The organism is Myxococcus sp. SDU36 (assembly GCF_030168875.1).
Classification (GTDB): Bacteria; Myxococcota; Myxococcia; order Myxococcales; family Myxococcaceae; genus Myxococcus; species Myxococcus vastator.
The window spans coordinates 628021-653711 of sequence record NZ_CP077414.1; the positions used below are offsets into that span (position 1 = coordinate 628021).

Here is a 25691-nt window from a genome sequence, read left to right on the forward strand (position 1 = left end):
GCGCCTTCAGTGCCCCAGCCGCTCGTGGGCGGTCGCCAGCACACCCTGAAGCCGCTGGGGCTCGAAGGGCTTGGTGAGCAGCGGGTTCTTCACCTGCTTGAGGAAGCGCTGCATCTCCACCGAGAAGACGCCGCCGGACATGAAGACGATGCGCTCGTGAAGGCCCGGCCACGTCGCGCGCACCGTCTCGTAGACGTCCATGCCGGTCAGCTCCGGCATCATCAAGTCACAGAGGATGACGTCGAAGTCTGGGGTGGCGCGCAGCCGCTCCAGGGCTTCCCGGCCGTTGGCCGCGGAGACCAGCTCATGGCCGCGCATGAGGCGGCGGAGCAGGTCCACCACCCGGGGCTCGTCGTCCACCACCAGGATGCGCCGGGTGCGGTGCGTGGGCGCGGCTTCGCGTGAGGCCACCTTCGGCTCGGGCCGCGCGGCGCGCCGCAGCGTCACCTCCACGGTGGTGCCCTTGCCGGGCTCGCTGTGCACGCGGAGGTCTCCGCCCAGCGACGTGACGATTTCGCGGCAGATGGGCAGCCCCATGCCCATGCCCTCGCCGCGCGTGGTGAAGAAGGGGTTGAAGACGTGGGGGAGTATCTCCGGCGGGATGCCCCGGCCGGTGTCGGCGACGGACAGGACCACCGCGTCGGCCTCCTCGCGCAAGGAGAGCGTCAGCTGATTCTCAGAGACGCGCCCTTCGGGAAAGGCCTGCGCCGCGTTGACCACCAGGTTGAGGACGACCTGGCCCAGCTTGGTGGGCGTGCCCAGGACGGGAGACACGTCCGGCCCATAGTCCCGCACCACGCGCGCCCGGTGGCGCAGGTGCGTCGCCGCCATGCGCAGCGTGCGCTCCAGGACGGCCGGGAGGTCCACGGGCTCGTCGGCGCGGGTGTCACCCTGGGAGAGGGCGCGGAGGTCCGCCACGATGCGCCGGATGTGCCGCGCGCCTTCCAGCGCCTCCTCCAGGACCTGCTGGCACTCGTCGGCCAGCGGGGCGGGCAGGGTGTGGCAGGGAAGCCGCTGCCGCAGGTACTCGATGTTCCCCATCGTGTACGCGAGCGGGTTGTTGATTTCGTGCGCCACCCCCGCGGCGAGGAGGTTGAGCGGATTCGTCCGCTGCTCGCGCCCCTGCTCCATGCTCAGCCGGGCGGACCGTTCCTCACGCGTCAGGGCTTCCCGCGACAGCAGTGCTTCCAGTTCACCCCGCACCTGCTGAAGGGTGGCCGTCTCACGCTGGAGTGCCGCCCGGACGTCCGCGGGAAGGTCCGCGCGCGCTGGCGGCGCCAACTCCTCCAGCGCGGCGAGCGAGGCCCGCATGCGCTCCAGCAGCGTTTGTCCGTCCGACGTCGCGCCGGACCGAGGCTTCGGCGTGTCCTCCTGCTCCATGGTGTGCCCCTCGAACCGAGGCCGACGACGCCCCGCGGCTACCAGTTTCGCACTCAGTGAGAAATATATCCGTGCCTCTATACACTGCATCCAGTGTGCACTTTTGAAAAATGCAGGGACACAGCAGCGCCTCACTGAGGGGTAGGTAAGGGTACGATGGGGATGGGGCTCGCGGGCCGGGGACGCGCCGGATGGAGCTGTCTGGCGCCCTTGAAGCCGCGCAGGCGCACGTACCGGCGGAAGTCCTGGAGGAAGCGCTCCTGGGGGACGCCCACGGCGCGCTGGAAGGCGCTGTCGAAGTCCGGGCCCTGGCTCATGCCGCGCAGCACCTTGCGGATGGTGTCCTCGCCATAGCGGCGCGCCAGGAAGGTGAAGGCGTGGTGGGCGGCGCCATACACGACGCCGCTCTCGGACTGGTAGAGCGCGTCGGCTTGCGACAGGGGGTCGGCGTTGGAGTGCTGGCGCCAGTAGTGCTCCAGGTCGTCCAGGCTGGAGACGCGGTAGCCCTGTTCGGCGGTGTAGGAGGCCATGCCTTCGCGGAACCAGAGGGGAATCCGCTTGCGCGTCCAGCCGAGCCGGTCCGAGGCCACCTGGTACATGAGGCTGTGGGTGAGCTCGTGCAGCAGCAGCTCGTCCACCTGACTCTGGCTGGCGCCCCGGGACGTCCAGGTACGAGGGCTCTGCAGCTCGATTTGCTCGTAGCGCGCCCAGGCGCGGAGGAAGTCATGGCCCGGCCGGTTGGCGGCGCGCTCCAGGGCCGCGTGGTTGGGGTGGACGACGATGGTGACGGTGTCGTCGAAGGTGCCCCAGCGCTGGAGACGCGGAATGGCGCGTTCGACGGCGAGCCTCACCTGCATGGCCGCTTCGGTGTCGCGCGGCTGGTATTCGACGTCGATGCCGGTGCCCCTGCCGACGAGCACGCGGGCGCTCTGGGAGGCGGCGCAGCCGGTGAGCAGCCCCAGCACGAGCAGCACCGCTGCCCAGCCGGGACTGCCGCGACGCAACCTTGTTGCTGGTGACGCCTGACTCACTCCGCACCCAACCAGCGAACCACCGCGCGTCCGACATCGGCCACGGTGGAGAAGGACTCCACCTCGGGCGCGGGCGGGCCGAAGTAGAGCACGGGCACGGGGTGAAGCGTGTGTCCCCGAGTGGAGAGGTCCTCCACGTTGCCGTGGTCGCTACAGACGAGCACCCGGGCCTCGGCGGGGCGCGTGGCCACGAGCGCGCGGGTGAAGGCGTCGAACGCGTCCAGCGCGGCCAGGGCGGCCGTCCAGTCCTGGGCGTGGCCGGCCTCGTCCGCCAGGTAGTGCTCGAAGAAGGTGAAGTCCGCGCCTGAAGCGATGTTCCAGAACACGGCGGCGGCTTGCTCGGGCGAGCGCCGCGGCGCGGGCAGTCCGTAGGCACGGGCGCTGGCGCCGGTGATGTCGTGGGTGAGGCCGTCCCCGGCGCGGGCGTCATCAAGTGTCCGCAGGGGGATGCCCCCCGCGGCGAAGGCCAGCTTGGAGGCGGAGGGCTTCACCTTGCGGAGCGACTCCGGGGACAGGACGAACTCCGGCGGGGACGTGCTGGGCCGGCGGGGAACCCCCAGCGCGTCCAGATAGGGGGCGGGATAGGCGTTGGCGAAGGTGGCGGTGCGGCCCGCCGCGCCCAGCCGCCGGATGATGGAGCGGTCCGCCATCAACCCCCGCAGCGGCGCGTTGGGGTAGCCGAGGACGTGGCGGCCCAGCAGCACGGGGGCCGGCTCTCCCGTCAGGATGGCCGTCTGATTGGACGCGGACTGGGGCCGGCCGGGGACGCCGAAGGTGGTGTCCGTGGGGATGCAGCGGCCTGCGTGGGGCAGGGGCGGGCTGGGGGCGTCCTCGAAGTGGGATAGCAGGTGTTCCCGGTGGGCGAGCGGATTCACGGCCGGGTCCTTCCGGCCAATGCCCACACCATCGATGAACAGGAGCGCGACGCGCACGGCTGGGGACTGTATCCTCGAATCCGACACGCATGGCCCTCCACGGCGACCTCTTCAGTTATCCGCTCCCTGAGTTCCTTCAATGGTTGGACAGCTCCCGCAAGACGGGGACGCTCCAGCTTTCGTGGGAGGCGGGCGAGCGCAAGCTCTTCCTGCTCTCCGGCCAGGTGGGTGCCACCGCGGCCGAGGGGCTGCGCGGACGCGTGGCGCGGCTGCTCACGCTGTCCAAGCTGGCGTCGGGGACGAAGGTGCTGGCCGGCTTCGACGAGCTGGCGCGCACGCCGGACGTGGACGCCGCGTTCGACATCCACGGCATCCAGGCGCGGTGGATTCGCGACCTGGGCCGCGAGGAGCTGTTCGCCGCGATGATGGACCTGACCATCGCGGGCCGGGGCACCTTCCATTGGACGGAAGACGCGGACCGCTCCGGCGAGGACTGGGTGCCGTCCGACATGGGCATCCGCGAGCTGCTCTTCGAGTCCCTGCGCTGGGTGGATGAGCAGTCCGACGTGGACAAGGCGCTGCCCATCGACGCGCTCAGCGTGCGCGCGCTGGCGCCGCCGAGCCCGAGCCAGCCGCTGATGCATCGAATCATCCTGGGGCTGTGCACGTCGCCGCAGAACCTGGGGCGGCTGCGCCTGTCCATGGGCGTGTCCCGCTCCTCGGTGACGCGGCGGGTGCACGAGCTGCTGCGGTCGAAGCTGGTGGAGGTGGACGGGGCGCCGCAGGTGGAGGCGGATCCGGTGGCGGAGATGCTGGAGAAGGGCGCGGTGCTGATGCGCGAGGGCCAGTACGACGCCGCGGGCATCGTCTGCGCGTCCCTGCTGGCCAGCGACCCGGCGGACCGGCGCGTGCGCGAGTTCGCCCGGCTGGTGCAGCGCGAGCACGTGGCGGCGCTCTACGCGGACATGCAGCCCCTGATGGTGCCCCTCATGATTCACGACCCGCAGGGGCAGGCGCTGCTCAAGCCCGAGGAGCGTCAGATCGCCGGGCTGGTGAATGGCACCTGGGACGTGTCCACGCTGGTGCTGGCCAGTCCGGCCCGGGAGCTGGAGACGCTCAAGACGCTGGCGAAGCTGCAGCGCATGGGGCTGCTGCAGTTCGTCTCCCCGCGCTGAGCGGGGCGGAGGCTACTCCGCGTTGGGCAGGCCCACCGCGTTGAGCCGGATGAAGACCTGCATCATCACGTAGAGGGAGAAGGCGGCGTCATCCACGCGCAGGTGCTGCTGCGTGGCCAGGCCCTGGAGCCGGAGCAGGTCGGCGCCGTCCACGCGGAGCAGGAAGGCCTGCTGCCCCAGGGAGCCTTCGCCCGCGAAGGCCAGCGCGCGCCGGATGGCGTCCGTGCAGGCGGTGACGCAGGTGGTGTAGTCCCCGGTCATGAACGCGGCCTCGGCGGCGCGGGCGTGGTCGAACATGTCGCCCGGCGCCAAGGCGCTGGCGGGGCCCAGCAGCGTCGGGCCGGGCTGGGGCACGGGGATGGGGGCCGGCTCCACGCGCGGCGGCGGCACCACGGCCATCGGGGCCACGCGAGGCACCGGGCCGCCACCCTGCACCGGCTGGGGCGCGGTCGCGCCGGCGCCGGGCTGCTGCCGGTGTTGCAGGTGCTGGGTGAGCTGGGCCTCCAGGCCCGCGGGCTGTGCGCCGGTGGTGGGGCGGGGCGGCGGGACGATGCGCTTGGCGCGCAGGTCCTTGATGACCAGCCGGGTGATGGCCTTGAGCGTGTCGAGCACCCCGCGGCCGTTGGCGGCGGACGTCTCCAGCTCCGGGACACCCCGGGGGTTGAGCTCCTTGCGGAGCTCCTCCACGGGCAGCACGCCGTCCAGGTCCCGCTTGTTCCACTGCATCACCAGCGGGAAGCGGTCCAGGCGGATGCCGTGCTCGAAGAGGTTCTCCTCCAGGTTGGCCAGGGACTCGCGGTTGGCGTCCATGGCCTCCGGCTGCGAGTCCGCCACGAACACCACGCCGTCGGCGCCCTGGAGCACCAGCTTGCGGGTGGCGTTGTAGAAGACCTGCCCCGGCACGGTGTAGAGCGCCAGTCGCACGGAGCAGTCGCCCACGCGCTCCACCTTCACGGGGAGGAAGTCGAAGAAGAGCGTCCGGTCCCCCTCCGTGGCGATGGACATCATCTCGCCGCGGTGTGCGGGGCGGACCGTCTCGTAGATCTTCCTCAGCGAGGTCGTCTTCCCGGAAAGGCCCGGTCCGTAGAAAACGATTTTCGCGGCCACTTCACGGGCCATCAGATTGACGCTGCTCACGGTGCCAGCTTACCTAGTCCGACTTGACACCTCGCGCCAGTTGACGACGAGACATTCACACCAGGTCCGCGAGGCTCAGCGCTGGAGGTGATGCCACGGGGCCCAAGGCAGGCTCGCCAGGATGCGCGCCCGCAAGGCCCCCGCGACGGCTCACGCCGCTTTCCGGAAAGGAAATACGGCACGAACCGCACGAAACGGGATGAATTCGCTCGTGGGGGGCAGTCGCGGTGGTGAGACGCGCGTCATGCCCCCCTTCGAGTGAGAGGACCTCACGCAGCCTTCGTCACCTTGCCCGCCTTGATGCAGCGGGTGCACGCGAGAACGCGCTGGGTGCTGCCCTGAACGCTGGCCCGAACCTTCTGGAGATTCGGCAGGGTCCGCTTCTTCGTCTTGTTGTTCGCGTGGCTGACGTTGTTACCCACCAGCGGACGCTTGCCACACAAGTCACACTTCCACGCCATGACCTCTAACTCCTTGAAAACTGGGGCGTTGGACGCCTGCCGATTAAAAGAGCGGCGGAACCTGCCAGAGAACGGCCTGGAAATCCAGCCTTAGATCCTGGATCAGCCCTTGAGCGGATCCTTCTTCTTCAACATGTCCTGCACCAGCCGCGCGGCCCGGATGCCCGAGAGCAGCTCGCCTTCCAGCCCCAGACCGGGGAGGACCTCGCGGGTGGCGAGCAGGATGTTCTTGGCCGGCGTGCGCTGGGCCAGGCCCGTGACGCCCAGGAAGGCTTCCGATTCGAAGCTGAACAAGGGGTGCGGCATCAGCCGGCTGCCGCGGACCCCGCCGGCGTCCAGGTAGGGGGCAGAGCGCAGCACGCGGTGCTGGGCGGTGAAGGGCATCAGCGCGTCCAGGTGCTCGTCGATGCGCGTCGCCACGCCCTGGAGGTGCTCCTCGCCCAGGTCCCGCGCCGAGGCCGGGACGAAGGCGCCGGCGCACACCACGCGCAGCCCCTCCGTCGCCTTGGCCTCCTTGCCGCCGTGCGCCGGTGTCGCGCGCGCGGGGTGGACCTGGATCAGCACGGGGCCCAGCTCCGCGTCGTCCGTGTCCAGCAGGGCCAGCTCCCCCAGGCCGCGAGGCAGCGCCGACTCCGGCACCACCCAGTTCACGGTGAAGAGCAGGGCCTTGGTGTTGGACTGGTCCAGGTGCTCCAGCAGCCCGCGGTGGTGCTTCTTGTCCGTCACCAGCCGCCGCAGCGCGCCCGCGTCCGTGGCCGCCACCAGGCAGGACGCGCGGTACATCGTGTCCGAGCGCATCAGCTTCATGCCCGCGAACTTGCTGCCGTCGAAGGCCAGCTCCTCCACGATGAAGCCCGCCGGGTTGTCGCGCCCGAGCACGTCTCCGCCCAGCTCCGCCACGCGGCGGGCGAGCACCTCGCGCAGGCCCTCGTGGCCGCCGGGGAAGTAGGAGGGGGTCGACAGCACCTGGGACATGGCCCGCGTCAGCGCCAGGGGCGCCTCCGGGCGGTCCAGGTGGGTGACGAAGGGCAGCAGTCCCCGCACCAGGGACACCGACGCGGTGTCTCCCGTGAGCCGGGGCGGCGTCTCCAGGCCCGGATGCGCCCGGATGAGCTTCTTCAGGCCCCAGCCCTCGAAGAAGCCGTCCGGCGGCAGGGCGGGGCCCGCCTTGAAGAAGGCATCACTGGCTTCGTGCTGCGCGGCGGCGCCGGCCAGGGTGCCCAGCAGGGCTTCACCCTCCTCGCCCAGCTCGCGCGTCACCTCGGCCTTGCGGCGGGCGGCGTCACCATGGAGGTCCATGCGGCTGCGGGACATGAGGAGCTGCAGCTCCGGCGCGTGGGGCCGCAGCGTGCGCTGGACGCTGGCGTTGACGCCCAGCTCCGTGAGGGCCTCCTCCACCGCGGGCATGGCCTTGAGCGGCGGAGCGACGAAGGGGGCGTAGGGGAGCACGTAGCCGCCGTGCTCGTAACCCGGCCCCATGCCGTCGTGCTCCACCAGCAGGACGCGGTGGTTGCGCTTCGCCAGGAGGGCCGCCGCGAGCGCACCGCCCAGCTGACTGCCGAGCACGATGACGTCGTAGACATGCCGGGACGGCCCGGCGGGAAGCTTGAGCTTGGCAGAGGACGTCGCCATGAGGCGGGCAACACTACACAACGTGCCCGCCGCTGGCGCCCTTTTCACCACGGCGCGCCCGCGGGGGGCGGGTCAGCGGGCCTGGGCGCTGAAGAGGCGCTGCTCCAGCTCGGGCGGCAGCTGGGTGAAGTCCGGGAGCACCCAGTGCGCGCCGGCCTCGCGGAGGTCGGCTTCCGGCGCGGCGGTGGTCAAGCCCACCACCGTCATGCCGGCTTCGCGGGCGGACATGACGCCCAGGACAGCGTCCTCGAAGGCGAGGCACTCGGTGGGGGCCACGCCCAGCGCCTTGGCGGCGGCCAGGAAGATGTCCGGGGCGGGCTTGCCGCGCGTCACCTGTTCGGCGCCGACGATGCTCGCGAAGAAGGGCCGGATGCCGAGCCCGTCCAGCACCAGCTCGCGGTTGCCTTGGGGCGCGGCGGTGGCGATGGCCGCTGGGACGTGGGCCTCCCGCAGGCGATGGATGAAGGCCTCCGCGCCCTGGTGCAGCTTCAGGTGCGGCCGGTACAGGGTGCGGTAGTGGTGCTCCTTCTCCTCGGCGATGCGCTCCACTTCATCCGGGGCCACCGGGCGGCCGAGCAGCTCGGGGATGATCTCCTCGTTCTTCCTGCCGGCGAAGCGGCTCTGGAAGTTGTCGGCGGTCAGCGGCAAGCCCAGCTTCCGAGCGAACGAGACCCAGGCCTCGTTGTGGAACTGCATGTTGTCGACGAGGGTGCCGTCCATGTCGAAGACGACGGCACGCAGGGGCGCCAGTGCGGAGGTCATGCGTTCCCCATAGCGCGTCTGTCCCCGAGGTGGGCCAATGAATCCACCCAAGGGGCTGCCCGCCTGATATCCCCGGCGCCATGACGGACGACCTCCTGCTCGAGACGCGTGGCGCGGTGGGCGTGGTGACCCTGAACCGGCCCAAGGCCCTGAACGCGCTGAACCTGGGCATGTGCCGCAAGCTGCACCCGGCGCTCGACGCCTGGGCGGCGGACCCGGCCATCCAGGCCGTCGTCATCCGGGGCGCTGGCGGCCGGGCCTTCTGCGCGGGTGGAGACGTGCGCGCGGTGGCGGTGTCGGTGGGGGACGCGTCCGTTGGAGAGAAGGAGCGGGTGTCTCGCGAGTTCTTCCGCGCCGAGTACGGGCTGAACCACCGCATCCACTCTTTCGGCAAGCCGTTCATCGCGCTGGTGGACGGCGTCTGCATGGGGGGCGGGCTCGGCCTGTCGATTCACGGCACCCACCGGGTCGTCACCGAGAAGCTGGTGCTGGCCATGCCGGAGACGGCCATTGGCCTCTTCCCGGACGTGGGCGGTGGCTGGTTCCTGCCGCGCTTCCCGGGTGAGTCGGGCACGTACCTGGGCCTCACGGGCGCCCGGTGCGACGCGGCGGACGCGATGTGGCTGGGCTACGCCACGCACCACGTGGAGTCCGCGCGGCTGGACGCGGTGCTGGACGCGCTGGTGAGCGCGCCCTGGGGCACCGGCGCGGCGAGCACGGTGGTGGACACGGTGCTGGCCGGCTTCCACGCGGACGCGGGCACGTCGCCGCTGGGCGTGCAGCACGCGGCCATCGACCGGTGCTTCGCGGCCGAGCGCGTGGACGACATCCAGCAGGCGCTGGAGGTGGAGGGCACGCCGTGGGCCCAGGAGACGTGGGCCACGTTGCTCCACATGTGCCCGGCCAGCCTGAAGGTGACGCTGCGCCAGCTCCGGATGGGGCGCACCCGCGACTACGTCGAGATGGCCAACGTGGAGTACCGGCTCAGCCAGGCGATGACGGCGCGGCCGGACTTCCGTGAGGGCATCCGCGCGGTGCTCGTGGACAAGGACAACAAGCCGCACTGGCAGCCCACCACGCTGGCGGAGGTCACCGAAGACATGGTGGAGGCGCTCTTCGCGCCGCTGCCTCATGACACGTGGACGGTGCCGGCGCGTCGCGGGTAGGGGCTGTCGCTAGAGGTCCTCGTCGCCGAGGACGGTGATGCCCTCCGCGCGAAGCAGCGCCGTGGTGATGCCTTCGCCCGCGCGGAGCTGGCCGGACTCGTAGACGCGCTGGCTTCCGCACGACGGGCTCTTCTCCTTCAGCAGCGCCACCGTCGCGCCGAAGCGTCGGGCCGCGTCGAGCGCGAGCCGGGCGCCCCGTTGGAAGGGCTCCGTCCGGTCGATGTCCGCGGCGCGCTCGACAGCGGTGGCCCGCCCGGCCCAGACGTCCACGCCCGTGCCTCCGCGCAGGTCCACGGGCGGGCGCGGCACGGGCAGGCCCGAGGCCACCTCCGGGCACACGGGGACGACGTCCTTGTCCGCCAGCGCCGCGAGGACGCGCTCGGAGCGCTGGCAGCGGCCGTCGTACCGGCAGGCCTCGCCCAGCAGACAGGCGCTGACCAGCACCACGCGGGCTTCCCGGAGCGCGGTGACGCGCTCGTCGCGTGAGGGCAGGGCGCGCTCGCTCACGCCGGGTCGACCGTCGCGCCGGGATTGCGCAGCGCCAGCTCACCCACCGTGGCCCGCGCTTCCACGCGCGTGCGCGCCGCGTCCAGCGTCACCTTGCCCGTCACCGCGAGCCGCACGGCCAGCGGGTAGAGCCGGTGCTCCTCCTCGAGGATTCGCGAGCTCAGCGCCTTCTCGTCGTCATCCGGAAGCACCGGCACGGCCGCCTGCGCGATGATGGGCCCCGTGTCGGTGCCCGCGTCCACGAAGTGCACCGTGCACCCGGCCACCTTCACGCCGCGCTCCAGCGCCTGTCGCGGCGCATGCAGGCCCGGGAAGGCGGGCAGCAGCGACGGGTGGATGTTCAGCACCCGCCCCGCGTAGTGGCCCAGGAAGTCCGCGCTCAACAAGCGCATGAACCCCGCCAGGCACACCCACTCCACGTTCGCCCCGCGCAGCGCGTCCAGCAGGGCCTTCTCGAAGTCCGCCTTCGTCGCGTGGGCCTTGTGGTCCACCACCGTGGCCGTCACCCCCGCCTTTCGCGCCCGCTCCAGGGCGAAGGCGGTGGAGACGTTGGACACCACGCAGGCCACCTCGGCGGGGAAGTCCGCGCGCGCGCAGGCCTCCAGCAGCGCCTGGAGGTTGCTCCCGCTGCCGGACACGAGCACGCCCAGGCGGACCCGCTGGCCGCTCATGGGTCGATGACCGCCGTGGCCTCGCCCTGGCCCGCCTCCACGCGGCCGACCTCGAAGGCCCGCGCGCCCCGGCCGCTCAGCACGCTCAGCGCCTGGGCGACGTCTTCCTTCGCCACGACGAGGATGAGCCCCAGGCCCATGTTGAACGTGCTGAACATCTCGTCGCGGGCGACGCTCCCCAGCTTCGCGATGAGGTCGAAGATGGGCGGCTTGGGCCACGTCTGCTCGCTCAGCACCGCGCGCGTGCCGTCTGGCAGGCAGCGGGGCAGGTTGCCTGGAATGCCGCTGCCGGTGATGTGCGCCAGGCCCTTCACCTTCACCGCCTGGAGCAGCGCCAGCACGTCCTTCACGTAGATGCGCGTGGGCTCCAGCAGCGCGTCCACCAGCGGCCGGTCCAGGCCCTCGGGCGTCGCGTCCAGGGCCAGCTTCCCGTCGTCCAGCAGCACCTTGCGCGCCAGCGAATAGCCGTTGCTGTGCAGGCCGGAGGAGGGGAGCCCGATGAGCGCGTCACCCGGCTTCACGCGCTTGCCATCAATGATGGCGGCGCGCTCCACCACGCCCACGCAGAAGCCCGCGAGGTCATATTCGCCACGCGCGTAGAAGCCCGGCATCTCCGCCGTCTCGCCGCCCAGCAGGGCGCAGCCGGCCTGCTCACAGCCCAGGGCGATGCCCTTGACCACCTCGGCGGCGTCGTCGACCTCCAGGCGCCCGGTGGCGAAGTAGTCGAGGAAGAAGAGGGGCTCGGCGCCGCAGGTGAGGATGTCGTTCACCGACATGGCCACCAGGTCGATGCCCACCGTCCCATGGCGTCCGGCGGCGAAGGCCACCTTCAGCTTGGTGCCCACGCCGTCCGTGCCGGCCACCAGCACCGGCTGCTGGTACTTGCCTGGCGGCAGGGCGAACAGACCGCCGAATCCACCGACTCCGCCCATGACTTCAGGACGCAGGGTGCGCGCGGCATGGGGCTTGATGCGCTCGACGAACGCGTCGCCGGCCTCGATGTCTACTCCGGACTGCTTGTAGGTCGTTCCCACGGGCGGCCTTCTACCCGGCCCCCGCGCCGGTGTCTCGCGTGGCGTGGCGGGTGTCCCACCGTCGCGCACAGAAAAGGGAATTTGACCGGGCGAGTGTGGGCTGATTGACTCCTTTGCAGGATGGGCGCCGAGGAAACCCTCTTTCAACGTTTCGGCAAGGAGTTCCCCCAGGGCACCGAGCTCTTCCGCGAGGGAGAGGCCGGCAAGGAGATGTTTGTCATCCAAGCGGGACGGGTGGCCATCTCCAAGCGAGTCCGTGACGTCGAGAAGGTGCTCGCCGTCCTGGGCCCCGGTGAATTCTTCGGGGAGATGGCCATCATCTCCAACAAACCGCGCAATGCCTCGGCCACGGTCAACGAGGACGCGAGGCTGCTGGTCATCGACCCCAAGACGTTCGAGGGGATGATCCGCGGAAATGCGGAGATCGCCGTCCGGATGATCAAGAAGCTGGCAGAGCGCCTCTCCGAGGCGGACGCCCAGCTCGAGAACCTGCTGCACAACGACCCGGCCAGCCGGGTGGTGCACCAGATTCTCCAGGCCTGCCAGCACCGGGGCCGGCCCCTGGACGAGGGCGTGGAGATCGACTTCGCGGTGCGGGAGCTGCCGCGCCAGATTGGCGTGGGCGAGCCCGCGGTCCGCGCCGTGGTGGACCGGCTGGAGCGTTCCGGCCTGGTCGAGCGGGACGGGGACCGGATGACCGTGCCGGACACGGCCAAGCTGCACGACTTCCTCCAATACCTGGAGATGAAGTGGAAGTTCGGAGACCTCTAGCGTGAAGCTGCGAGTCCTCGGCTGCCACGGCGGCGAGCTACCCACCTGCAAGAGCACCTGCTTCCTCGTCGATGACGTGCTGGCGCTCGATGCGGGGGCGCTCACGGGGACGTTGTCGCTGGACGAGCTGTGCCGCGTGGACCACGTCCTGGTGGGGCACAGCCACTTCGACCATGTGAAGGACCTGCCGCTGATGGCGGACCTGGTCATCGGCCGGCGCGACACCCCGGTCACCATCCACGCCTCGCGCGAGTGCGCCCGGGCCCTGCGCGACAACATGTTCAACAACGCGCTCTGGCCGGACTTCACCCGCATCCCGACGAAGCGCCAGCCCGTGCTGCAGATCAAGACGTTCCGGGCCGGGAGCACCTTCCAGGTCGGCCCCTACACCGTGCGCAGCGTGCCGGTGAGCCACCCCGTGGAGTCGTGTGGCTTCATCATCTCCAACGGCAAGAGCGCCCTGGCGATGAGCGGCGACACCGGCCCCACGGACAAGCTGTGGAAGGCGCTGAACGAGACGAAGAACCTCAAGGCGCTGCTGCTGGAGACGTCCTTCCCCAACAAGCTCCAGTCGCTGGCCGACATCTCCGGCCACCTCACGCCGCACACGCTGGGCCTGGAACTCCAGAAGTTCGAGCGCAACGGCGCCTCGGTGCTGCTGTACCACCTCAAGCCCGCCTTCGTGGCGCAGCTCAAGAAGGAGCTGGCCGAGCTGCCGGTGGACGTGCTGGAGCTGGGCGATACCTTCGAGCTGTAGACGCGTCGCGCCATACGGAGGGGTTGACGGCCGAAAGCGACCGGATTAACCCCGCCCACCTCATGGCCTGGTTTTCGAAGAAGCCGCGCATCGCCGTCGACACCGAACCGCAAGCCGAGCCCCGCCCGTCCCGCATGGAGGGCCTGTGGGCGAAGTGCGAGACGTGCGACGAGATCATCTACCGCCAGGAGCTGGAGAAGCACTGGATGGTGTGTCCGCACTGCGAGCACCACCACTACTGGGCGGCGCGCGCGCGTCTGGCGGCGCTGTTGGATCCCGACAGCTTCGAGGAGTTCGACAAGGAGCTGGAGCCGCTGGACCCGCTCGGGTTCAGTGACACGAAGAAGTACAAGGACCGGCTGAAGTCCACCCGGAAGAACCTGGGCGAGCCGGATGCCTTCATCTCCGGCGTGGGCCGCATCCAGGGCCACCAGGTGTCGGTGGGCTGCTTCGTCTTCGAGTTCATGGGCGGCTCCATGGGCTCGGTGGTGGGTGAGAAGGTGACCCGCGTCTTCGAGCGCGCGCACGAGCTGAAGTGCTCCGCCATCATCTTCTCCGCGTCGGGCGGCGCGCGCATGCAGGAGGGCATCTTCTCCCTCATGCAGATGGCCAAGACGTCGGCGGCCATCGCCCGCTTCCGCACCGGCACGCGGCCGTACATCTCCGTGCTGCTCAACCCCACCACCGGCGGCGTCGCCGCGTCCTTCTCGTGGCTGGGCGACGTCATCCTCGCCGAGCCCAAGGCCCTCATCGGGTTCGCCGGTCCGCGCGTCATCGAGCAGACCATCCGCCAGAAGCTGCCGGAGGGCTTCCAGCGCTCCGAGTTCCTGTTGGACCACGGGATGATTGACGCCATCGTCCACCGCAAGGACCTGCGGGCGAAGCTGGGGCAGATCCTGGGGCTGCTGGGCTGAGCCCGCCCCGGACACCGGAGGAGGCGCTGGCCTTCTTCACGAAGCTCAACCCCTCCGGCATCAAGCTGGGGCTGGAGCGCGTGCAGGAGGCCCTGGCCGCCCTGGGACATCCGGAGCGGCGGTATCCGGCGCTCCACGTCGCCGGGACGAACGGGAAGGGCAGCACCTGTGCGATGACGGCGGCGTCGCTCCATGCCGCCGGGCACCGCGTGGGCCTCTATACGTCTCCGCACCTGGTGCGCGTCAACGAGCGCATCCGCGTGGACAGCGAGGACATCTCCGACGCGGACTTCGGTCTGCGCATCCTGGAGGTGTTGGAGCGCTACCCCAGCGCCGTGTCCTCGCCCATGACGTACTTCGAGTTCGGCACCGTGGTGGCCCTGTGGCACTTCGCCCAGGTCCGCGTGGACGTGGCCGTGCTGGAGACGGGCCTGGGCGGCCGGCTGGACGCCACCACCGCCGCCAGCCCGGTGGTGACGGCGATTACGCCCGTGTCCTTCGACCACATGGAGTACCTGGGCGACACGCTGGCGGCCATCGCCGGCGAGAAGGCGGGCATCCTCAAGCCCGGTGTGCCGTGTGTCGTCGCGCGGCAGGCCCCGGAGGCCCTGGAGGCCATCCTCCGCAAGGCCGAGGACATCGGAGCGCCGGTGCGGCTGGAGGGGCGTGACTTCGCGGGCGAGCGTCAGCACGACGGCGGCCTGTCGTACCGCGGGGCGACCTGGTCCCTGGAGGGGCTGTCCGTCGCGCTGCGGGGGCCCCATCAGCGGCAGAACGCGGCGGTGGCGCTCGCCTGCCTGGAGGCCTTGCAGGAGCGCCGCGTCACCGTGCCGCCCGAGGCCGCGCGTGCGGGCCTGGCGTCGGCGTGCTGGCCGGGGCGACTGGAGGAGGTGGGGCAGCAGCCCGTCCTCCTGCTGGACGGCGCCCACAACCCAGCGGGCGTGGAGGCGCTGCTCGCGTCGCTGGGGGACCTCTACCCGGGGCGTCGCATCCACCTCGTCTTCGGCGTGGTGGGGGACAAGGACCGGGGACCGATGCTGCGAGCGCTGCTTCCGGCGTGCGCCTCGGTGCAGCTCACGCCGCTGGAGACGCCTCGCTCGCTGCCTCCCGAGGCCTACCTGGCGGAGGCGCGCGCGTTGTGCGCGGACGTGACTGCCTGGCCGGACGTGGACGCGGCCCTTGCCGCGGCGCGCGAGCGGGCAGCCGCGGACGACCTCGTCCTTTGTACAGGTTCACTGTTCCTTGTCGGGATGATGAAGGCCCGCCTGTATCGAAACCTTGGCGCGATGCATCAGCCGCCGTAGATTCTAGGCATGCGCCTGCCGGACTGGAGAGCCGCCGCGACATCGGGGCCGCCCATCCCCTCCATCGACGAAGTCGACTTCAGGGCGCTTTACTCGAAGACGAAGTACGTCGTGGAGACGGCGGACGGCTGGTCGCTGGTCATCACCCGCTACCGTCCGGTGAAGCAGCCTTTCGCGCAACCGTTGTTTGGTGAGCCCCTGCTGCTGGTGCACGGTTTCTCACAGAACCGGCACACCTGGACCAGCGGGCAGTTCGTCAAGAACCTGCTCTTCTTCGGGGTGGACATCCACATCCTGGAGCTGCGGGGGCACGGCAAGAGCTCCATCGCGTTCCAGAAGGAGCGGGCCGACCGCTTCAAGCGCCCCCTGCCGCCGGACATCGACTACGGCTGGGACATCGACAGCTACTTCCTCTACGACCTTCCCGCGGCCGTCTCCGGCGTGAAGCGCATCACCCGGCGCGAGCGCATCTTCTACTGCGGCCACTCCATGGGCGGGATGCTGGGCTACGGCTACGCCGGCATCCACAATGACTTCGAGGGCCTCATCACCATTGGCTCTCCGGCGGACCTGGGCCGCGGCTTCATGCTGCTGCGCCTGGTGGCGCACGGCGCGCCCCTGCTGGTCGGGATGATCGACCTGACGCTCGCCAGCCTCAACGTGAGCGGCAAGGTGGAGGGGGCGGGGCGCTCGCTGCTCGCGCGGGGCGTGGGCGTGTTGAACAAGGGCCTGGGCCGCCGGCTGAAGCCGAAGGTGCGGCGGACGCTGCGCTTCGACGCGGTGCCGGTGGACATCATCCTCAAGTCGCTGGAGCGCCAGCTCGCGAAGGCGGAGAACTCGCCGCTGTATCAACAGCTCACCACGCGGTTGAACCGTCTCATCAATCCGGAGCGGGTGAGCGCGGATGACATCCGCTGGTTGCTCCGCGAAGGCGGAGAGCGGGAGCCGCGCCGGGTGCTGGAGCAGTTCGCGCGGTGGATTCGCCGGGGAGAGATGGTCTGCTACCGCACCGGCTTCGACTTCAAGCGGGGCTTCGGTCGCATCGAGGTTCCCATGGCCATCATCTTCGGGGACCTGGACCCGCTGGCCTCGCTGGAGTCGACGCGCAGCGTGTATCGCGCCGCGAAGAGTGAGTACCTGCTCTGGCGCCCGGTGAAGGGCAACAGCCACATCGAGCTGACGATGGGGCACGACATCCGGCAGATCTGCTACGACATCAAGAACCTCATCGAGTACGCGCGGACCCACCGGTATCGCTCGCCGAGCCTTCCGCGGCTCCGCTAGACGCGCCTGGACGGAAAGTTGGAGGCACGTTGCTGCGTGATAGCCTCCACGCTCTTTTGTCAACGTGAAGGGGTGTGGTCGATGAAGCTGTTCGCCGCGTGGCTGCTCGGTGTGGTGCTCGTGCCCTTCTTGGCGCTCGCGCAGGCTCCGGCCACGAACCTGAACACCATCACCGGGGTGCAGGTGAATGGTGGGACGGTGACCATCTCCGGCTCGCAGAAGGCCAACTTCACCACGTTCACCATGACGGACCCGCCGCGGCTCGTCATCGACATCTCCGAGGCCGTCTTCTCCGACGTGGCCGAGGAGATTGAGGTGGGCAATGGCACGGTGACGGCCATCCGCACCGCCAGCTATGGCTCCGAGGCGTCCTCCATCGCGCGCGTGCTCATCGGCTACGAGCGCGAGGTGGAGGCGGACATCCAGGCCAATGGCAACCAGCTCGTCGTCCGCGTCGCGGGCGGCGGAGGTCAGGCCGTGGCGCAGGGGCCGGGCACCGAGCAGCCCCAGGCGGGAAGCAGCGCCGCGGATGCCGCCGCTGCCGCCGCGGCGGAGCGTCAGGCCCAGGAGCAGGCCGCCGCGGAGGCCGCCGCCGCGGCTCGCGCCGAGCGTGAGGCCCAGGCGCAGGCTTCCGCCGAAGCCGCCGCCGCCGCGAAGCGTGACGCGGAGGCGGAGGCGAATCGTCAGGCGGAAGCGCGGGCCGCCGCTCAGCGCCAGCAGGAGGAGCAGGCTCGGGCGGAGGCGGACCGCAAGCGCCAGGAGGAGGCTTCGCGTGCCTCCGCGCAGGCCGCCGCCGACGAGCAGCGGCGCCAGGAAGAGGCCGCCGCGGCGGAGCGCAAGCGCCAGGAGGAGGCCGCGCGCGCGTCCGCGCAGGGCTCTGTCGCCGACGAGCGCCGGGCCCAGCAGCAGGCCGCCGCCGAGGAGCTGGAGCGTCGCAAGGCGGCGGCCCGGGCCGAGGCCGAGCAGCGGAAGGCCGCTCAGCAATCCGCCGCCGAGGCGCGTCGTGCCGCCGCGCGGGCCGCGGCGGAGGAGCGCCGGGCCCAGCAGGAGGCCGCCGCCGAGGAGCGCCGTCAGCGCCAGGCCGAGGCGCGCGCGTCCCGGGAGCGCCGCCCGCGGCAGGCGGTGGAGCCGTCCCGGCCGAGCAGCTCCGGCGCGGTGTCCTCGCGCCGCAAGACGCTGACGCTGGTGGGCTTCCAGCAGCAGCCGGGCGCCTCGCGCGTGTTCATCCGCACCAATGAGCCGGTCAGCTACTCCGTGTCGGAGCAGGGCCGCTCCGTGGTGCTGGAGCTGGAGAACACCCACGTGGACGCCAGCAACAACACGCTGCCGCTGGACACGTCCTTCTTCGCGACGCCGGTGAGCCGGGTGGACCCGAGCGCGTCCGGGCGGGATGTGCGCATCACCATCCAGCTCCGGCAGGCCGCGCCGTTCCAGGCCCGCCAGGAGGGCAACGTCATTTCATTGGACTTCCAGCGCACAGGCCGGTGAAAAGGGAGGGCCGCTCGGCCTGGGCGCGGCATACCCTGCACCCCTGAATGAGCTTCCTCGTTCCGCTCGCCGCCGCGCTGCTGGTCTCCACGTCGCAGGTGCCGCTCGCCACCCCGTTGGCTCTGCCCAACGGTGAGAAGGCGCAGCTGGCGGCGGACCTGGTCGTCTACGAAGCGGACACGAAGGTCGTCACCGCGCGCGGCAACGCCGTGCTGCGCACGGAGACGATGCAGCTTCGCGCCGACGAGGTGACCTACGACGAGGTGAACCAGCGCGTCACCGCCTCGGGCGGCGTCATGTTCGTGGGCCCCAGCGGCCTGGCCGCGGTCGCCGACACCGTGAAGATGGATGTGCGCACCTACGAGGCGAACCTCGAGGGCGGCCTCTTCATGCAGAAGCAGGGCGTCACCCAGGAGGCCCTGTACACGGCGACGACGCCCCAGGCGCTGCGGGCCATGGGGGAGACGCCCCTCCTCATGAGCGGCTCGCGCATCCGCCGGACGGGGGAGAACACCTTCCTCGTGGAGGACCTGGCCTTCACGCCGTGCAACTGCAGCCCGGGTGAGCCCGGCTGGCGCATGGAGGCCTCGTCGGCCACCGTCGTCCTGGGCGAGCGCGCCACGATGACGCTGCCCGTGGTGTACGTGAAGTCCGTGCCCGTGTTCGCGCTGCCGTGGCTCTACATGCCGCTGTCACAGCGGCGCACCGGCCTGCTGCTCCCCAAGCCCACCTTCTCCGCGCTCAACGGCTTCTCCCTGGAGCAGCCCCTCTTCATCACCCTGGGGCAGAGCTACGATTTGACGCTCACGCCGGGGTACTTCAGCGGCGGCTATGAAGTGCACGAGGGCGTGCCCGGCGCCCCCGGGCCGGTTCGGGAGCCGCGCTACCTGGGCGTGAAGGGGCCGCGCCTGCTCACCGAGTTCCGCTATGCGCCCAGCGAGCGGACCCGGGGACGGGCCACGCTGGGGTTCCTCTACGACCTCCGGCCCATCCGGGATCCGAGCACGCCCTTTGGCATCTTCTACCGGCGGACGGTGGACGGTATTGCCACGCCTGAGTTTGTCGACGAGCGGCGAGGCCTCCGGGGCGAGGCGTCCTGGCAGCACACGCAGGACATGGGGGGAGGGTGGCACAACCGGGTCGACGCCTCGTTCGTCTCGGACGGCAACTACACCCGCGACCTCACGGCCGACCTCGTCACCCGCGAGTTCACCTACCTGCGCAGCACGGGCACGGTGTTCCAGCGCCAGGACGACCGCTACGCGGGGCTCGACGTGGCGCTGCGCCAGGACATCCGGTGGGGGTACCGCTTCTTCCAGGACAACCGCGTCCCGGCGGCCACGGACCCGGCGCGCCCGGACCTGAAGGGCCCCACCACGTTCCAGCGCTTGCCGGCCATCACCCTGGCCCTGCCGGAGCGGCCCGTGCTGGGCGGAATCATGGGGGGCCTGTCGGTGCAGTACCTGCGGCTCGCGCCCCTGCGAGGCGGGTACGGCGACGAGGGCATCGACGGCATCTTCCAGCCCGACGGGCACTATGTCCCTTTCGGCACTGGGGGACGCTCCGAGGACATCACGCAGTCCGACGGCCTCTTCAATTCCAACGACCGTGAAGCCCGCAACCGGATGGACTTCTTCCCCCGCCTGTCGACGTCCTTCGGGCTGGGCAGCCTGATGCGCGTGTCGCCTTCGCTGGGCCTGCGCCAGGACGTGTGGCTGGGCGAGGTGTCGGGCCGGACATGGCAGCGGGGCTATCCCATCGCCGGGCTGCTGCTCGAAAGCCAGGTGGCGCGCGTCTTCGAGGGCCGTGAGACGAGCTTCCGTCATGCCATCACCCCCTCGCTGGAGCTGCGCTACGTGCCGGGCGGGTGGGGCCGGCTCCCTTCCGCCGGGGGCTCCGGGGAGGACCTGGCCCGCCCCTATGACGAAGTGGACGCCGCGGTGCCGTTCCAGGGCGACGGCCGCACCCAGGGCTTCCTCCACGCGGTGCTCGCCGTGGACCAGACGCTGCGCTTCAAGCGCGGCAACGACATCCGCGAGCCGCTGCGCCTGCGCATCGGACAAGGCTTCGACCTCACCCGGCACGTGCCCGCGGCGGGGAAGGTGGACGACCCGGGGCCCGTGCTGCGCGACACGTTCGCCCGGCTCAGCGCCACCGCTGGAATCCTCACGGCCGCGGGCACCGTTCGCTATGACCCCAACGCGGGTCGCTTCGCCGGGCTCTCCGCGGAGGTGAATGTCGACAACGGCAAGGGGCACGCCGTGTATGCGCGCTTCGATGACCTGCTGTGGGCCGGTGGCGCCGCGCTCGACATGGGGGTGGATCCCCGCTCCGTGGGCCCTGAGGTGCTTCGCCGCTCGCTGGATACCCTGGTAGGCGGACTATCCCGAGTAGAGCCCGGCTTCCCTCCGGCCGAACGGGCTCAAGCCCTCATCGCGGGTACGCGTTTGAAGCTCGGATTTGGGCTGGGAGTGCGGTACGAAGCAATTGTGCAACCGCTTTACCAGGATCCAACAACTCAAGAAAACCGCCCTCTGGCTCAGCAGACGTTCGGCCTCTCGTATGGGCCTGCATGCGACTGCTGGCGGGTAGAGGGGGTGGTGACGCTGCGGCGGGAGCTGGGGCTGGAATTCTCCGGCATCAACTTCATCGTGGCGGATTTCGGATCCTTTGGTTCCGGAGGCTAGGAATCACCAGCAGTGGGTGGTGGTTCCTCCAACCCCGAAACAGCCAGGAGAAGTACTTCGTGTCGGACCTCGGAAAACGAATTGGGCAGCGCATCCGCGAGCTTCGGACACAGCGGCCGGAGCGATGGACGCAGGAAGAGCTCGCGGAGCGGGCGCAGATCAGCGTGTCGTTCCTTTCCATGATCGAGCGCGGCGAGCGTGTCCCCCATGTGGAGACGCTGGCGGCCCTCGCCAACGCCCTGGGCGTGAGCCTGGGCGAGCTCTTCACGGGAACGGAGCAGACCCTTGCTCAGACGGAGGACCTCCTGCGGCCCCTGTCTGACTTCGCGCGCGCCCGTGGCCTCACCGCCCGGGACGTGGACCGTCTCCTGGGCGTGGCCCGGGTGATGTTCAGCGGCACCGCCGCCTGACGTGAGCCCAGGGATTCCAGGCCCTGGACGCAAGAGGGCTCCGGTCCACCTGTCCTGTCCTTGACTGGACGGTAGGTGGCCCGGGAAGATGCGGAAGATGCGCTGTGCGCTGCTCGCGTACAGCCCGCTTCCTTCATCGCCTTCAAGGAGTTTCCCCTGATGCGTCCGGGTCTGGCCCCGTGGGTGGCCTTCGCGAGCCTGCTGTTCGTTGCATGCTCGCCGTCGGCCCCCGCCACACTTGAATTCGTGGACCAGTCACCGGCTCAGCCGCGACTGGGAGAAATCACCACGCTGCGCTTCCGCGCGGTGGACTCCCGAGGCCAGCCGCAGGCGGGTACGCCGGTGTCCTTCACGCTGGAGTCCCCCGTTCCGGGCATCGAGCTGTCGCCCACCGAGGGTGTCACCAACACGGGTGACGGCATCGTGTCCGTGCAGGTGACGGCGCGCGGTGGCCGGGTGGCCTCCGCCGTGGTCATCGCCACCGCTGGCACGGGCTCCGAGATGAAGCGGGCCGTCTCGCCCGTGGTCAGCTTCGCGGGCACCAACTCGAACTCCCGCCAGTTCACCTTCCAGTGCGGCTCGTTCTCCGGCAACGCCTCCGGTCTGCACCACGCCGTGGGCGCCTGGGACGAGACGCGCAGCCTCATCGCGGGCGTGAAGGTCAACTGCATCGCCCACGTGGGAGATCGCAACGGTGACGGCGTGGTGGGCGCGCAGGTGTCCTTCCTCACGGAGGCGGGCACCATCGGTCCCAGCGCCGTGTCCGTCACGGACGTGGTGGGCAACGCGGAGGTCCTCTACAAGACGTCCCTGCCGCTGCCGCAGGACGTGGAGCCGGGCGTCTTCACCTGGAACCCGCTGGTGGATGCGACCCACACGGGCGAGTACCTGGCGCCGCTGTGGATGCACCCCTTCCTCTGGGACGAGAACCCCATCGCCGTCTACGGCAACGCCCCGCAGCCCCAGCAGGACCGCCCGGAGCCGCGCCGTCCGGACCCCATCCGCCCCGGCATCGTCCTCAACCCGCGTGACAACCTGGTCTCGCTGATCGCCATCACCAGCGGTGAGGAGGCCTTCGACGACCTCAACAACAACGGCGTCTGGGACACGGGCGAGCCGTTCACGGACCTGACCGAGCCCTTCGTCGACAACAACGACAACGGCACGTGGGACCCGGGCGAGCGCTACGTGGACACCAACGGCGACGGCCGCTGGACGGGCAAGAACGGCCAGCACGACGCCAGCACGCTCATCTGGGTGCAGGAGCGCATCCTCTGGACGGGCATGCCGCACGGGCTGGACAAGGACCAGACGCAGCGGCAGATCAGCCCGCCGCCCAACGCGCCGCCGCCGCTCATCAGCCACTACGGGGGCCTCGCGATTTCGTTCATCGTCTCCGACCCCTGGTACAACCGCATGGCCCAGAACGGCGAAGATGATGGTTGCGATGGCGGCGGCACCGGCCCCGTCAATGTGTCCCCGGCCGGCACGGGCATCGCGCTGACCTACCCGTCCTTCAACTTCGAGACGTACGTGGTCAGCGACGCGCACGAGCCGCCCGCCGAAGGCCCGCCGCCGCCGCTCTTCGTCCCCCCGGCTGAGTGGACGGTGTCGCCCATCTGCAAGTACACGGCGGCGCTGCTGGAGGGCCACGAGGCCGTCGTCCAGGGCCCCACCGTCAGAGGCACGGTGGAGTAGCCGCCGCCGTTTCTCCGGGCGGGTCCAGGAAGGCATTGACCCCAGGGCCCGCCCTCCGTAGGTTCTCCACTGGTTGACTGGCGAATCACCCGCCGGTGGAGGACAACCGTGGGTCAGCAGAGCAAGCCGGCGGCGGACAGTGGCACGCGCGAAAGCGAGCGCCGCCGCACCATCCTCCGCGCGGCCATCGACGTGTTCGCGCGCAAGGGCTACCACGGCTGCCGCATCGCGGACGTGGCGAAGGAAGCCGGCGTCGCGTACGGGCTCGTCTACCACTACTTCAAGAACAAGGATGAGCTGCTCGAGACGGTGTTCGACACCGGCTGGAGCGGCTTCGTCACGCGCGTGCGCGCGGTGGTAGAGGGCGAAGGCTCGCTGGCGGAGAAGGTCCACGGCATCGTCGAGGTGGCCTTCGAGGCCTACCGGGTGGACCCGCGCGCGGTGAAGGTGCTCATCCTGGAGATTGCGCGCAGTCCGGCCGGCTCGCGCATCAACCGTCAGACGGCCTTCGTGGACGCCATCCGGCTCAGCTCGGCGCTCTTCCACGCCGCGCAGGAGCGGGGCGAATTGCGGCGGGGGTTGGACCCGCACCTGGCCTCCGCGCTCCTCTTCGGCAACATCGAAATGGCGCTCACCGCCTTCGTCGTGGGGCTTGCCGACGCGCGCGACCCCGACGCGCTGGAGCGGGCGAAGTCGCAGATCGCCGACTCCTTCCTTTACGGCGTCCTCACGGGCGCCCAGGCCGCTGAGGTGTCCGAATGGAAGCCGGAGAAGTCCGCTACGAAGTCCAAGGCCCCCAAGCGCTCCTGACCATTGACCGGCCCAAGGCCCGCAACGCCTTGTCCCCGGGGGTGGTGCGCGAGCTGATGGCCGCGCTGGAGCGAGCCGAGTCCGACGCCGCGGTGCGCGTGGTGGTGCTCACGGGCGCCGGTGAGAAGGTCTTCTGCGCGGGCGGGGACCTGGGCACCATGGCTGGTGACGCGGGCTTCCTGTCCACGCACGAAGGCCGCCGTTCCTACGGACGGCTGCTGGCGCGCTTCCAGGAGCTGCGCAAGCCCACCGTGGCGCGCGTCAACGGGCACGCGCTGGCGGGAGGCCTGGGGCTGGTGCTCGCGTGTGACCTGGCGGTCGCCGTGGAGGGCGCGGACCTGGGCACGCCCGAAATCGACGTGGGCCTCTTTCCGATGATGATGATGGCGCTGCTCCAGCGTCACCTGGGCCGCAAGCGCGCGCTGGAGCTGGTGCTCACCGGAGACCGGCTGCCCGCGCGCGAGGCGCTGACGTTGGGGCTGCTCAACCGGGTGGTGCCGGCCGCGGAGCTGGACGCCGCGGTGGGCGCGCTCGCGGGAAAGCTGGCGGGAAAGAGCCAGGCGGTGCTGGCGCTGGGGCGCCGTGCCTTCTTCACCGCGGAGGACCTGCCGCTGCCCGCCGCGCTGGAGTACCTGGCCTCGCAGCTGTCGCTGAACGTGCTGGCGGACGACGCGGGGGAGGGCATCTCCGCGTTCCTGGAGAAGCGTCCCCCGAAGTGGAACGACCGCTGACGGCGGCTACGGCGTGCCCAGCCTGGCGTTGCCGCCCCGGGCGACGCTGGGCGGCAGGTGCGGGAAGAAGTCCAGCTTCAGCAGGCGCGCTCCGTCCACCCACAGCCCGTCCACCTTCACGCCCCAGTGCAGGTGCGGGCCGGTGACGCGGCCGGTGCTGCCCACCTTGCCCAGCACCTGGCCCTGCTTCACCCGTGCGCCCGTCTTCACGTCGATGCGGGACAGGTGGAAGTACGCCGTGTAGAGCCCCGCGCCGTGGTGCACCAGCACGGTGTTGCCCGCCGCGTAGTTGGCGCGCGCCATGACCACCGTGCCGTCGTTGGCGGCCTGCACCGGCGTGCCCGGGTCTCCGTCGATGTCCACGCCGAAGTGCTGGCTGGACAGCTTGCCGTTGAAGGTGCGGCGGTCGCCGAAGGGCGCGGTGATGCGGTCCTCCCGCGGCCACGCGAAGTTCCGCGAGAAGTGCGGCGCGCTGAAGTCCTGGGCGAAGGCCGCCGCGAAGGCGCGGCGGTCCGCGGCCATGCGCCTGCGCACCGACGCGGGCGGCTTCACGTACTTGCCGGCCACGCGCAGCTCGCGTGACGGGTAGCCGGGCTCCACGATGTCCACCGTGCCTTTCAGCTCCACCCGCGGCGCGCCCGGGGTGACAGGGCCCATGGCCGTCACCTCCGCGGCGCCGGGCGTCAGCTCCACCGGCAGGCCGGAAACGGCCAGATAGCCATCGCCCCAAGGGAAGAAGCGCAGCGCGCGTCCGGCGAGCGTGCCGGTGGGAGGCGCCGTCACGCCGCTCACCCTCACCAGCACCGGGTCTCCCGGCTTGGCCGCGGTGGGCTGCAGCGTCAGCTGGGGCGGGGCCTCCGGGGGGGCGTCCTCGCTGGACGCGCCCGCGGGCACCGAGGCGGTTTCGGTCGCACCGGCCTCCGCTCCGAGTGCGAGCAGGGCGAGGAGCAGGAAAGGGGACTTGGAATACTTCCGGCCGGGTGCGTGCGAAGGCATGGGCCGTTTT

Annotated in this window: 24 protein-coding genes; 13 read left to right on the forward strand and 11 right to left on the reverse strand. The window is 70.6% G+C overall.

Annotated elements, in window-relative coordinates:
* Positions 1–6: 6 nt before the first annotated feature.
* The 3 genes from KGD87_RS02585 to KGD87_RS02595 form a co-directional block, all read right to left on the reverse strand.
* Complete coding sequence (locus KGD87_RS02585; protein ID WP_284665978.1) at positions 7–1380, reverse strand: hybrid sensor histidine kinase/response regulator; 1374 nt, start codon at positions 1378–1380, stop codon at positions 7–9.
* A gap of 131 nt (positions 1381–1511) precedes the next feature.
* The gene (locus KGD87_RS02590; protein WP_284665979.1) at positions 1512–2411 is read right to left on the reverse strand and encodes a gluzincin family metallopeptidase; all 900 of its coding nucleotides are present in this window, start codon (positions 2409–2411) and stop codon (positions 1512–1514) included.
* Positions 2408–3343, reverse strand: coding sequence for a metalloenzyme (locus KGD87_RS02595; protein WP_284665980.1), 936 nt, complete (start codon positions 3341–3343; stop codon positions 2408–2410). Before KGD87_RS02595 ends, KGD87_RS02590 begins: the two co-directional genes overlap by 4 nt.
* 32 nt (positions 3344–3375) lie before the next feature.
* Between KGD87_RS02595 and KGD87_RS02600 the strand changes: the two genes are divergently transcribed.
* Complete coding sequence (locus KGD87_RS02600) at positions 3376–4461, forward strand: DUF4388 domain-containing protein (RefSeq protein ID WP_284665981.1); 1086 nt, start codon at positions 3376–3378, stop codon at positions 4459–4461.
* Positions 4462–4473: 12 nt separating this feature from the next.
* Here the strand turns inward: KGD87_RS02600 and KGD87_RS02605 are convergent, their stop codons facing one another.
* From KGD87_RS02605 to KGD87_RS02620, 4 genes are all read right to left on the reverse strand, one after another.
* Positions 4474–5598 carry a GTP-binding protein gene (locus KGD87_RS02605; RefSeq protein WP_284665982.1) on the reverse strand — a complete coding sequence of 375 codons (1125 nt, stop codon included), beginning with the start codon at positions 5596–5598 and terminating at the stop codon, positions 4474–4476.
* Between the two features lie 269 nt (positions 5599–5867).
* Entirely contained in the window at positions 5868–6059 is a 192-nt protein-coding gene (gene rpmB / locus KGD87_RS02610) for a 50S ribosomal protein L28 (protein ID WP_163784574.1), read from the reverse strand.
* A 102-nt stretch (positions 6060–6161) separates the two neighbouring features.
* Positions 6162–7691, reverse strand: coding sequence for an NAD(P)-binding protein (locus KGD87_RS02615; RefSeq protein ID WP_284665983.1), 1530 nt, complete (start codon positions 7689–7691; stop codon positions 6162–6164).
* Positions 7692–7763: 72 nt separating this feature from the next.
* Positions 7764–8453, reverse strand: coding sequence for an HAD family hydrolase (locus KGD87_RS02620; protein ID WP_284665984.1), 690 nt, complete (start codon positions 8451–8453; stop codon positions 7764–7766).
* An 80-nt stretch (positions 8454–8533) separates the two neighbouring features.
* Between KGD87_RS02620 and KGD87_RS02625 the strand changes: the two genes are divergently transcribed.
* Positions 8534–9619 (forward strand): enoyl-CoA hydratase/isomerase family protein, encoded by a 1086-nt coding sequence (locus KGD87_RS02625; protein ID WP_284665985.1) that lies wholly within the window; start codon positions 8534–8536, stop codon positions 9617–9619.
* A 9-nt stretch (positions 9620–9628) separates the two neighbouring features.
* Here the strand turns inward: KGD87_RS02625 and KGD87_RS02630 are convergent, their stop codons facing one another.
* The 3 genes from KGD87_RS02630 to purM are packed head-to-tail and all read right to left on the reverse strand — an operon-like array spanning position 9629 to position 11831.
* Entirely contained in the window at positions 9629–10126 is a 498-nt protein-coding gene (locus tag KGD87_RS02630; protein WP_284665986.1) for a 2-thiouracil desulfurase family protein, read from the reverse strand.
* Entirely contained in the window at positions 10123–10797 is a 675-nt protein-coding gene (gene purN, locus KGD87_RS02635; RefSeq protein ID WP_284665987.1) for a phosphoribosylglycinamide formyltransferase, read from the reverse strand. Before purN ends, KGD87_RS02630 begins: the two co-directional genes overlap by 4 nt.
* On the reverse strand, positions 10794–11831 hold the full coding sequence (purM, locus tag KGD87_RS02640; RefSeq protein ID WP_284665988.1) for a phosphoribosylformylglycinamidine cyclo-ligase: 1038 nt from the start codon (positions 11829–11831) through the stop codon (positions 10794–10796). Before purM ends, purN begins: the two co-directional genes overlap by 4 nt.
* A 120-nt stretch (positions 11832–11951) precedes the next feature.
* Here purM and KGD87_RS02645 point away from each other — a divergent pair, with 120 nt between their 5' ends.
* The 11 genes from KGD87_RS02645 (at position 11952) to KGD87_RS02695 (ending at position 24685) form a co-directional block, all read left to right on the forward strand.
* Positions 11952–12602 carry a Crp/Fnr family transcriptional regulator gene (locus KGD87_RS02645; RefSeq protein WP_284665989.1) on the forward strand — a complete coding sequence of 217 codons (651 nt, stop codon included), beginning with the start codon at positions 11952–11954 and terminating at the stop codon, positions 12600–12602.
* 1 nt (position 12603) lies between these two features.
* Positions 12604–13359, forward strand: a complete 756-nt coding sequence (locus KGD87_RS02650) for an MBL fold metallo-hydrolase (RefSeq protein WP_284665990.1) — start codon at positions 12604–12606, stop codon at positions 13357–13359.
* 62 nt (positions 13360–13421) lie between these two features.
* Complete coding sequence (gene accD / locus KGD87_RS02655; RefSeq protein ID WP_284665991.1) at positions 13422–14273, forward strand: acetyl-CoA carboxylase, carboxyltransferase subunit beta; 852 nt, start codon at positions 13422–13424, stop codon at positions 14271–14273.
* 71 nt (positions 14274–14344) lie between these two features.
* Positions 14345–15577, forward strand: coding sequence for a bifunctional folylpolyglutamate synthase/dihydrofolate synthase (locus KGD87_RS02660; protein ID WP_284668758.1), 1233 nt, complete (start codon positions 14345–14347; stop codon positions 15575–15577).
* 9 nt (positions 15578–15586) lie between these two features.
* Positions 15587–16861: an alpha/beta hydrolase gene (locus KGD87_RS02665; protein ID WP_284665992.1), complete on the forward strand. Its 1275-nt coding sequence runs from the start codon at positions 15587–15589 to the stop codon at positions 16859–16861.
* Between the two features lie 18 nt (positions 16862–16879).
* Positions 16880–18349, forward strand: a complete 1470-nt coding sequence (locus tag KGD87_RS02670; RefSeq protein WP_284665993.1) for an AMIN domain-containing protein — start codon at positions 16880–16882, stop codon at positions 18347–18349.
* Between the two features lie 47 nt (positions 18350–18396).
* The gene (locus KGD87_RS02675) at positions 18397–21036 is read left to right on the forward strand and encodes an LPS-assembly protein LptD (protein WP_284665994.1); all 2640 of its coding nucleotides are present in this window, start codon (positions 18397–18399) and stop codon (positions 21034–21036) included.
* Positions 21037–21095: 59 nt separating this feature from the next.
* The gene (locus KGD87_RS02680) at positions 21096–21446 is read left to right on the forward strand and encodes a helix-turn-helix domain-containing protein (protein WP_002634858.1); all 351 of its coding nucleotides are present in this window, start codon (positions 21096–21098) and stop codon (positions 21444–21446) included.
* Positions 21447–21605: 159 nt separating this feature from the next.
* Entirely contained in the window at positions 21606–23144 is a 1539-nt protein-coding gene (locus tag KGD87_RS02685) for an Ig-like domain-containing protein (protein ID WP_284665995.1), read from the forward strand.
* A gap of 108 nt (positions 23145–23252) precedes the next feature.
* The gene (locus tag KGD87_RS02690) at positions 23253–23954 is read left to right on the forward strand and encodes a TetR/AcrR family transcriptional regulator (protein WP_176412045.1); all 702 of its coding nucleotides are present in this window, start codon (positions 23253–23255) and stop codon (positions 23952–23954) included.
* Entirely contained in the window at positions 23903–24685 is a 783-nt protein-coding gene (locus KGD87_RS02695) for an enoyl-CoA hydratase/isomerase family protein (protein WP_163783009.1), read from the forward strand. The genes KGD87_RS02690 and KGD87_RS02695 overlap by 52 nt, the downstream gene beginning before the upstream one ends.
* 6 nt (positions 24686–24691) lie before the next feature.
* Here KGD87_RS02695 and KGD87_RS02700 read toward each other — a convergent pair whose 3' ends face one another.
* Positions 24692–25681 carry a M23 family metallopeptidase gene (locus tag KGD87_RS02700; RefSeq protein WP_284665996.1) on the reverse strand — a complete coding sequence of 330 codons (990 nt, stop codon included), beginning with the start codon at positions 25679–25681 and terminating at the stop codon, positions 24692–24694.
* Positions 25682–25691 lie beyond the last annotated feature (10 nt).

What these genes read in the sequence shown, in the direction of transcription:
- accD (WP_284665991.1), top strand. Translation starts at nt 13,422, where the DNA reads ATGGCCTGGTTTTCGAAGAAGCCGCGCATCGCCGTCGACACCGAACCG.
- KGD87_RS02700 (WP_284665996.1), bottom strand. Translation starts at nt 25,681, where the DNA reads ATGCCTTCGCACGCACCCGGCCGGAAGTATTCCAAGTCCCCTTTCCTG.
- KGD87_RS02620 (WP_284665984.1), bottom strand. Translation starts at nt 8,453, where the DNA reads ATGACCTCCGCACTGGCGCCCCTGCGTGCCGTCGTCTTCGACATGGAC.
- KGD87_RS02665 (WP_284665992.1), top strand. Translation starts at nt 15,587, where the DNA reads ATGCGCCTGCCGGACTGGAGAGCCGCCGCGACATCGGGGCCGCCCATC.
- KGD87_RS02695 (WP_163783009.1), top strand. Translation starts at nt 23,903, where the DNA reads ATGGAAGCCGGAGAAGTCCGCTACGAAGTCCAAGGCCCCCAAGCGCTC.
- KGD87_RS02615 (WP_284665983.1), bottom strand. Translation starts at nt 7,691, where the DNA reads ATGGCGACGTCCTCTGCCAAGCTCAAGCTTCCCGCCGGGCCGTCCCGG.
- purN (WP_284665987.1), bottom strand. Translation starts at nt 10,797, where the DNA reads ATGAGCGGCCAGCGGGTCCGCCTGGGCGTGCTCGTGTCCGGCAGCGGG.
- KGD87_RS02675 (WP_284665994.1), top strand. Translation starts at nt 18,397, where the DNA reads ATGAGCTTCCTCGTTCCGCTCGCCGCCGCGCTGCTGGTCTCCACGTCG.
- KGD87_RS02585 (WP_284665978.1), bottom strand. Translation starts at nt 1,380, where the DNA reads ATGGAGCAGGAGGACACGCCGAAGCCTCGGTCCGGCGCGACGTCGGAC.
- KGD87_RS02625 (WP_284665985.1), top strand. Translation starts at nt 8,534, where the DNA reads ATGACGGACGACCTCCTGCTCGAGACGCGTGGCGCGGTGGGCGTGGTG.
- rpmB (WP_163784574.1), bottom strand. Translation starts at nt 6,059, where the DNA reads ATGGCGTGGAAGTGTGACTTGTGTGGCAAGCGTCCGCTGGTGGGTAAC.
- KGD87_RS02685 (WP_284665995.1), top strand. Translation starts at nt 21,606, where the DNA reads ATGCGTCCGGGTCTGGCCCCGTGGGTGGCCTTCGCGAGCCTGCTGTTC.
- KGD87_RS02600 (WP_284665981.1), top strand. Translation starts at nt 3,376, where the DNA reads ATGGCCCTCCACGGCGACCTCTTCAGTTATCCGCTCCCTGAGTTCCTT.
- KGD87_RS02645 (WP_284665989.1), top strand. Translation starts at nt 11,952, where the DNA reads ATGGGCGCCGAGGAAACCCTCTTTCAACGTTTCGGCAAGGAGTTCCCC.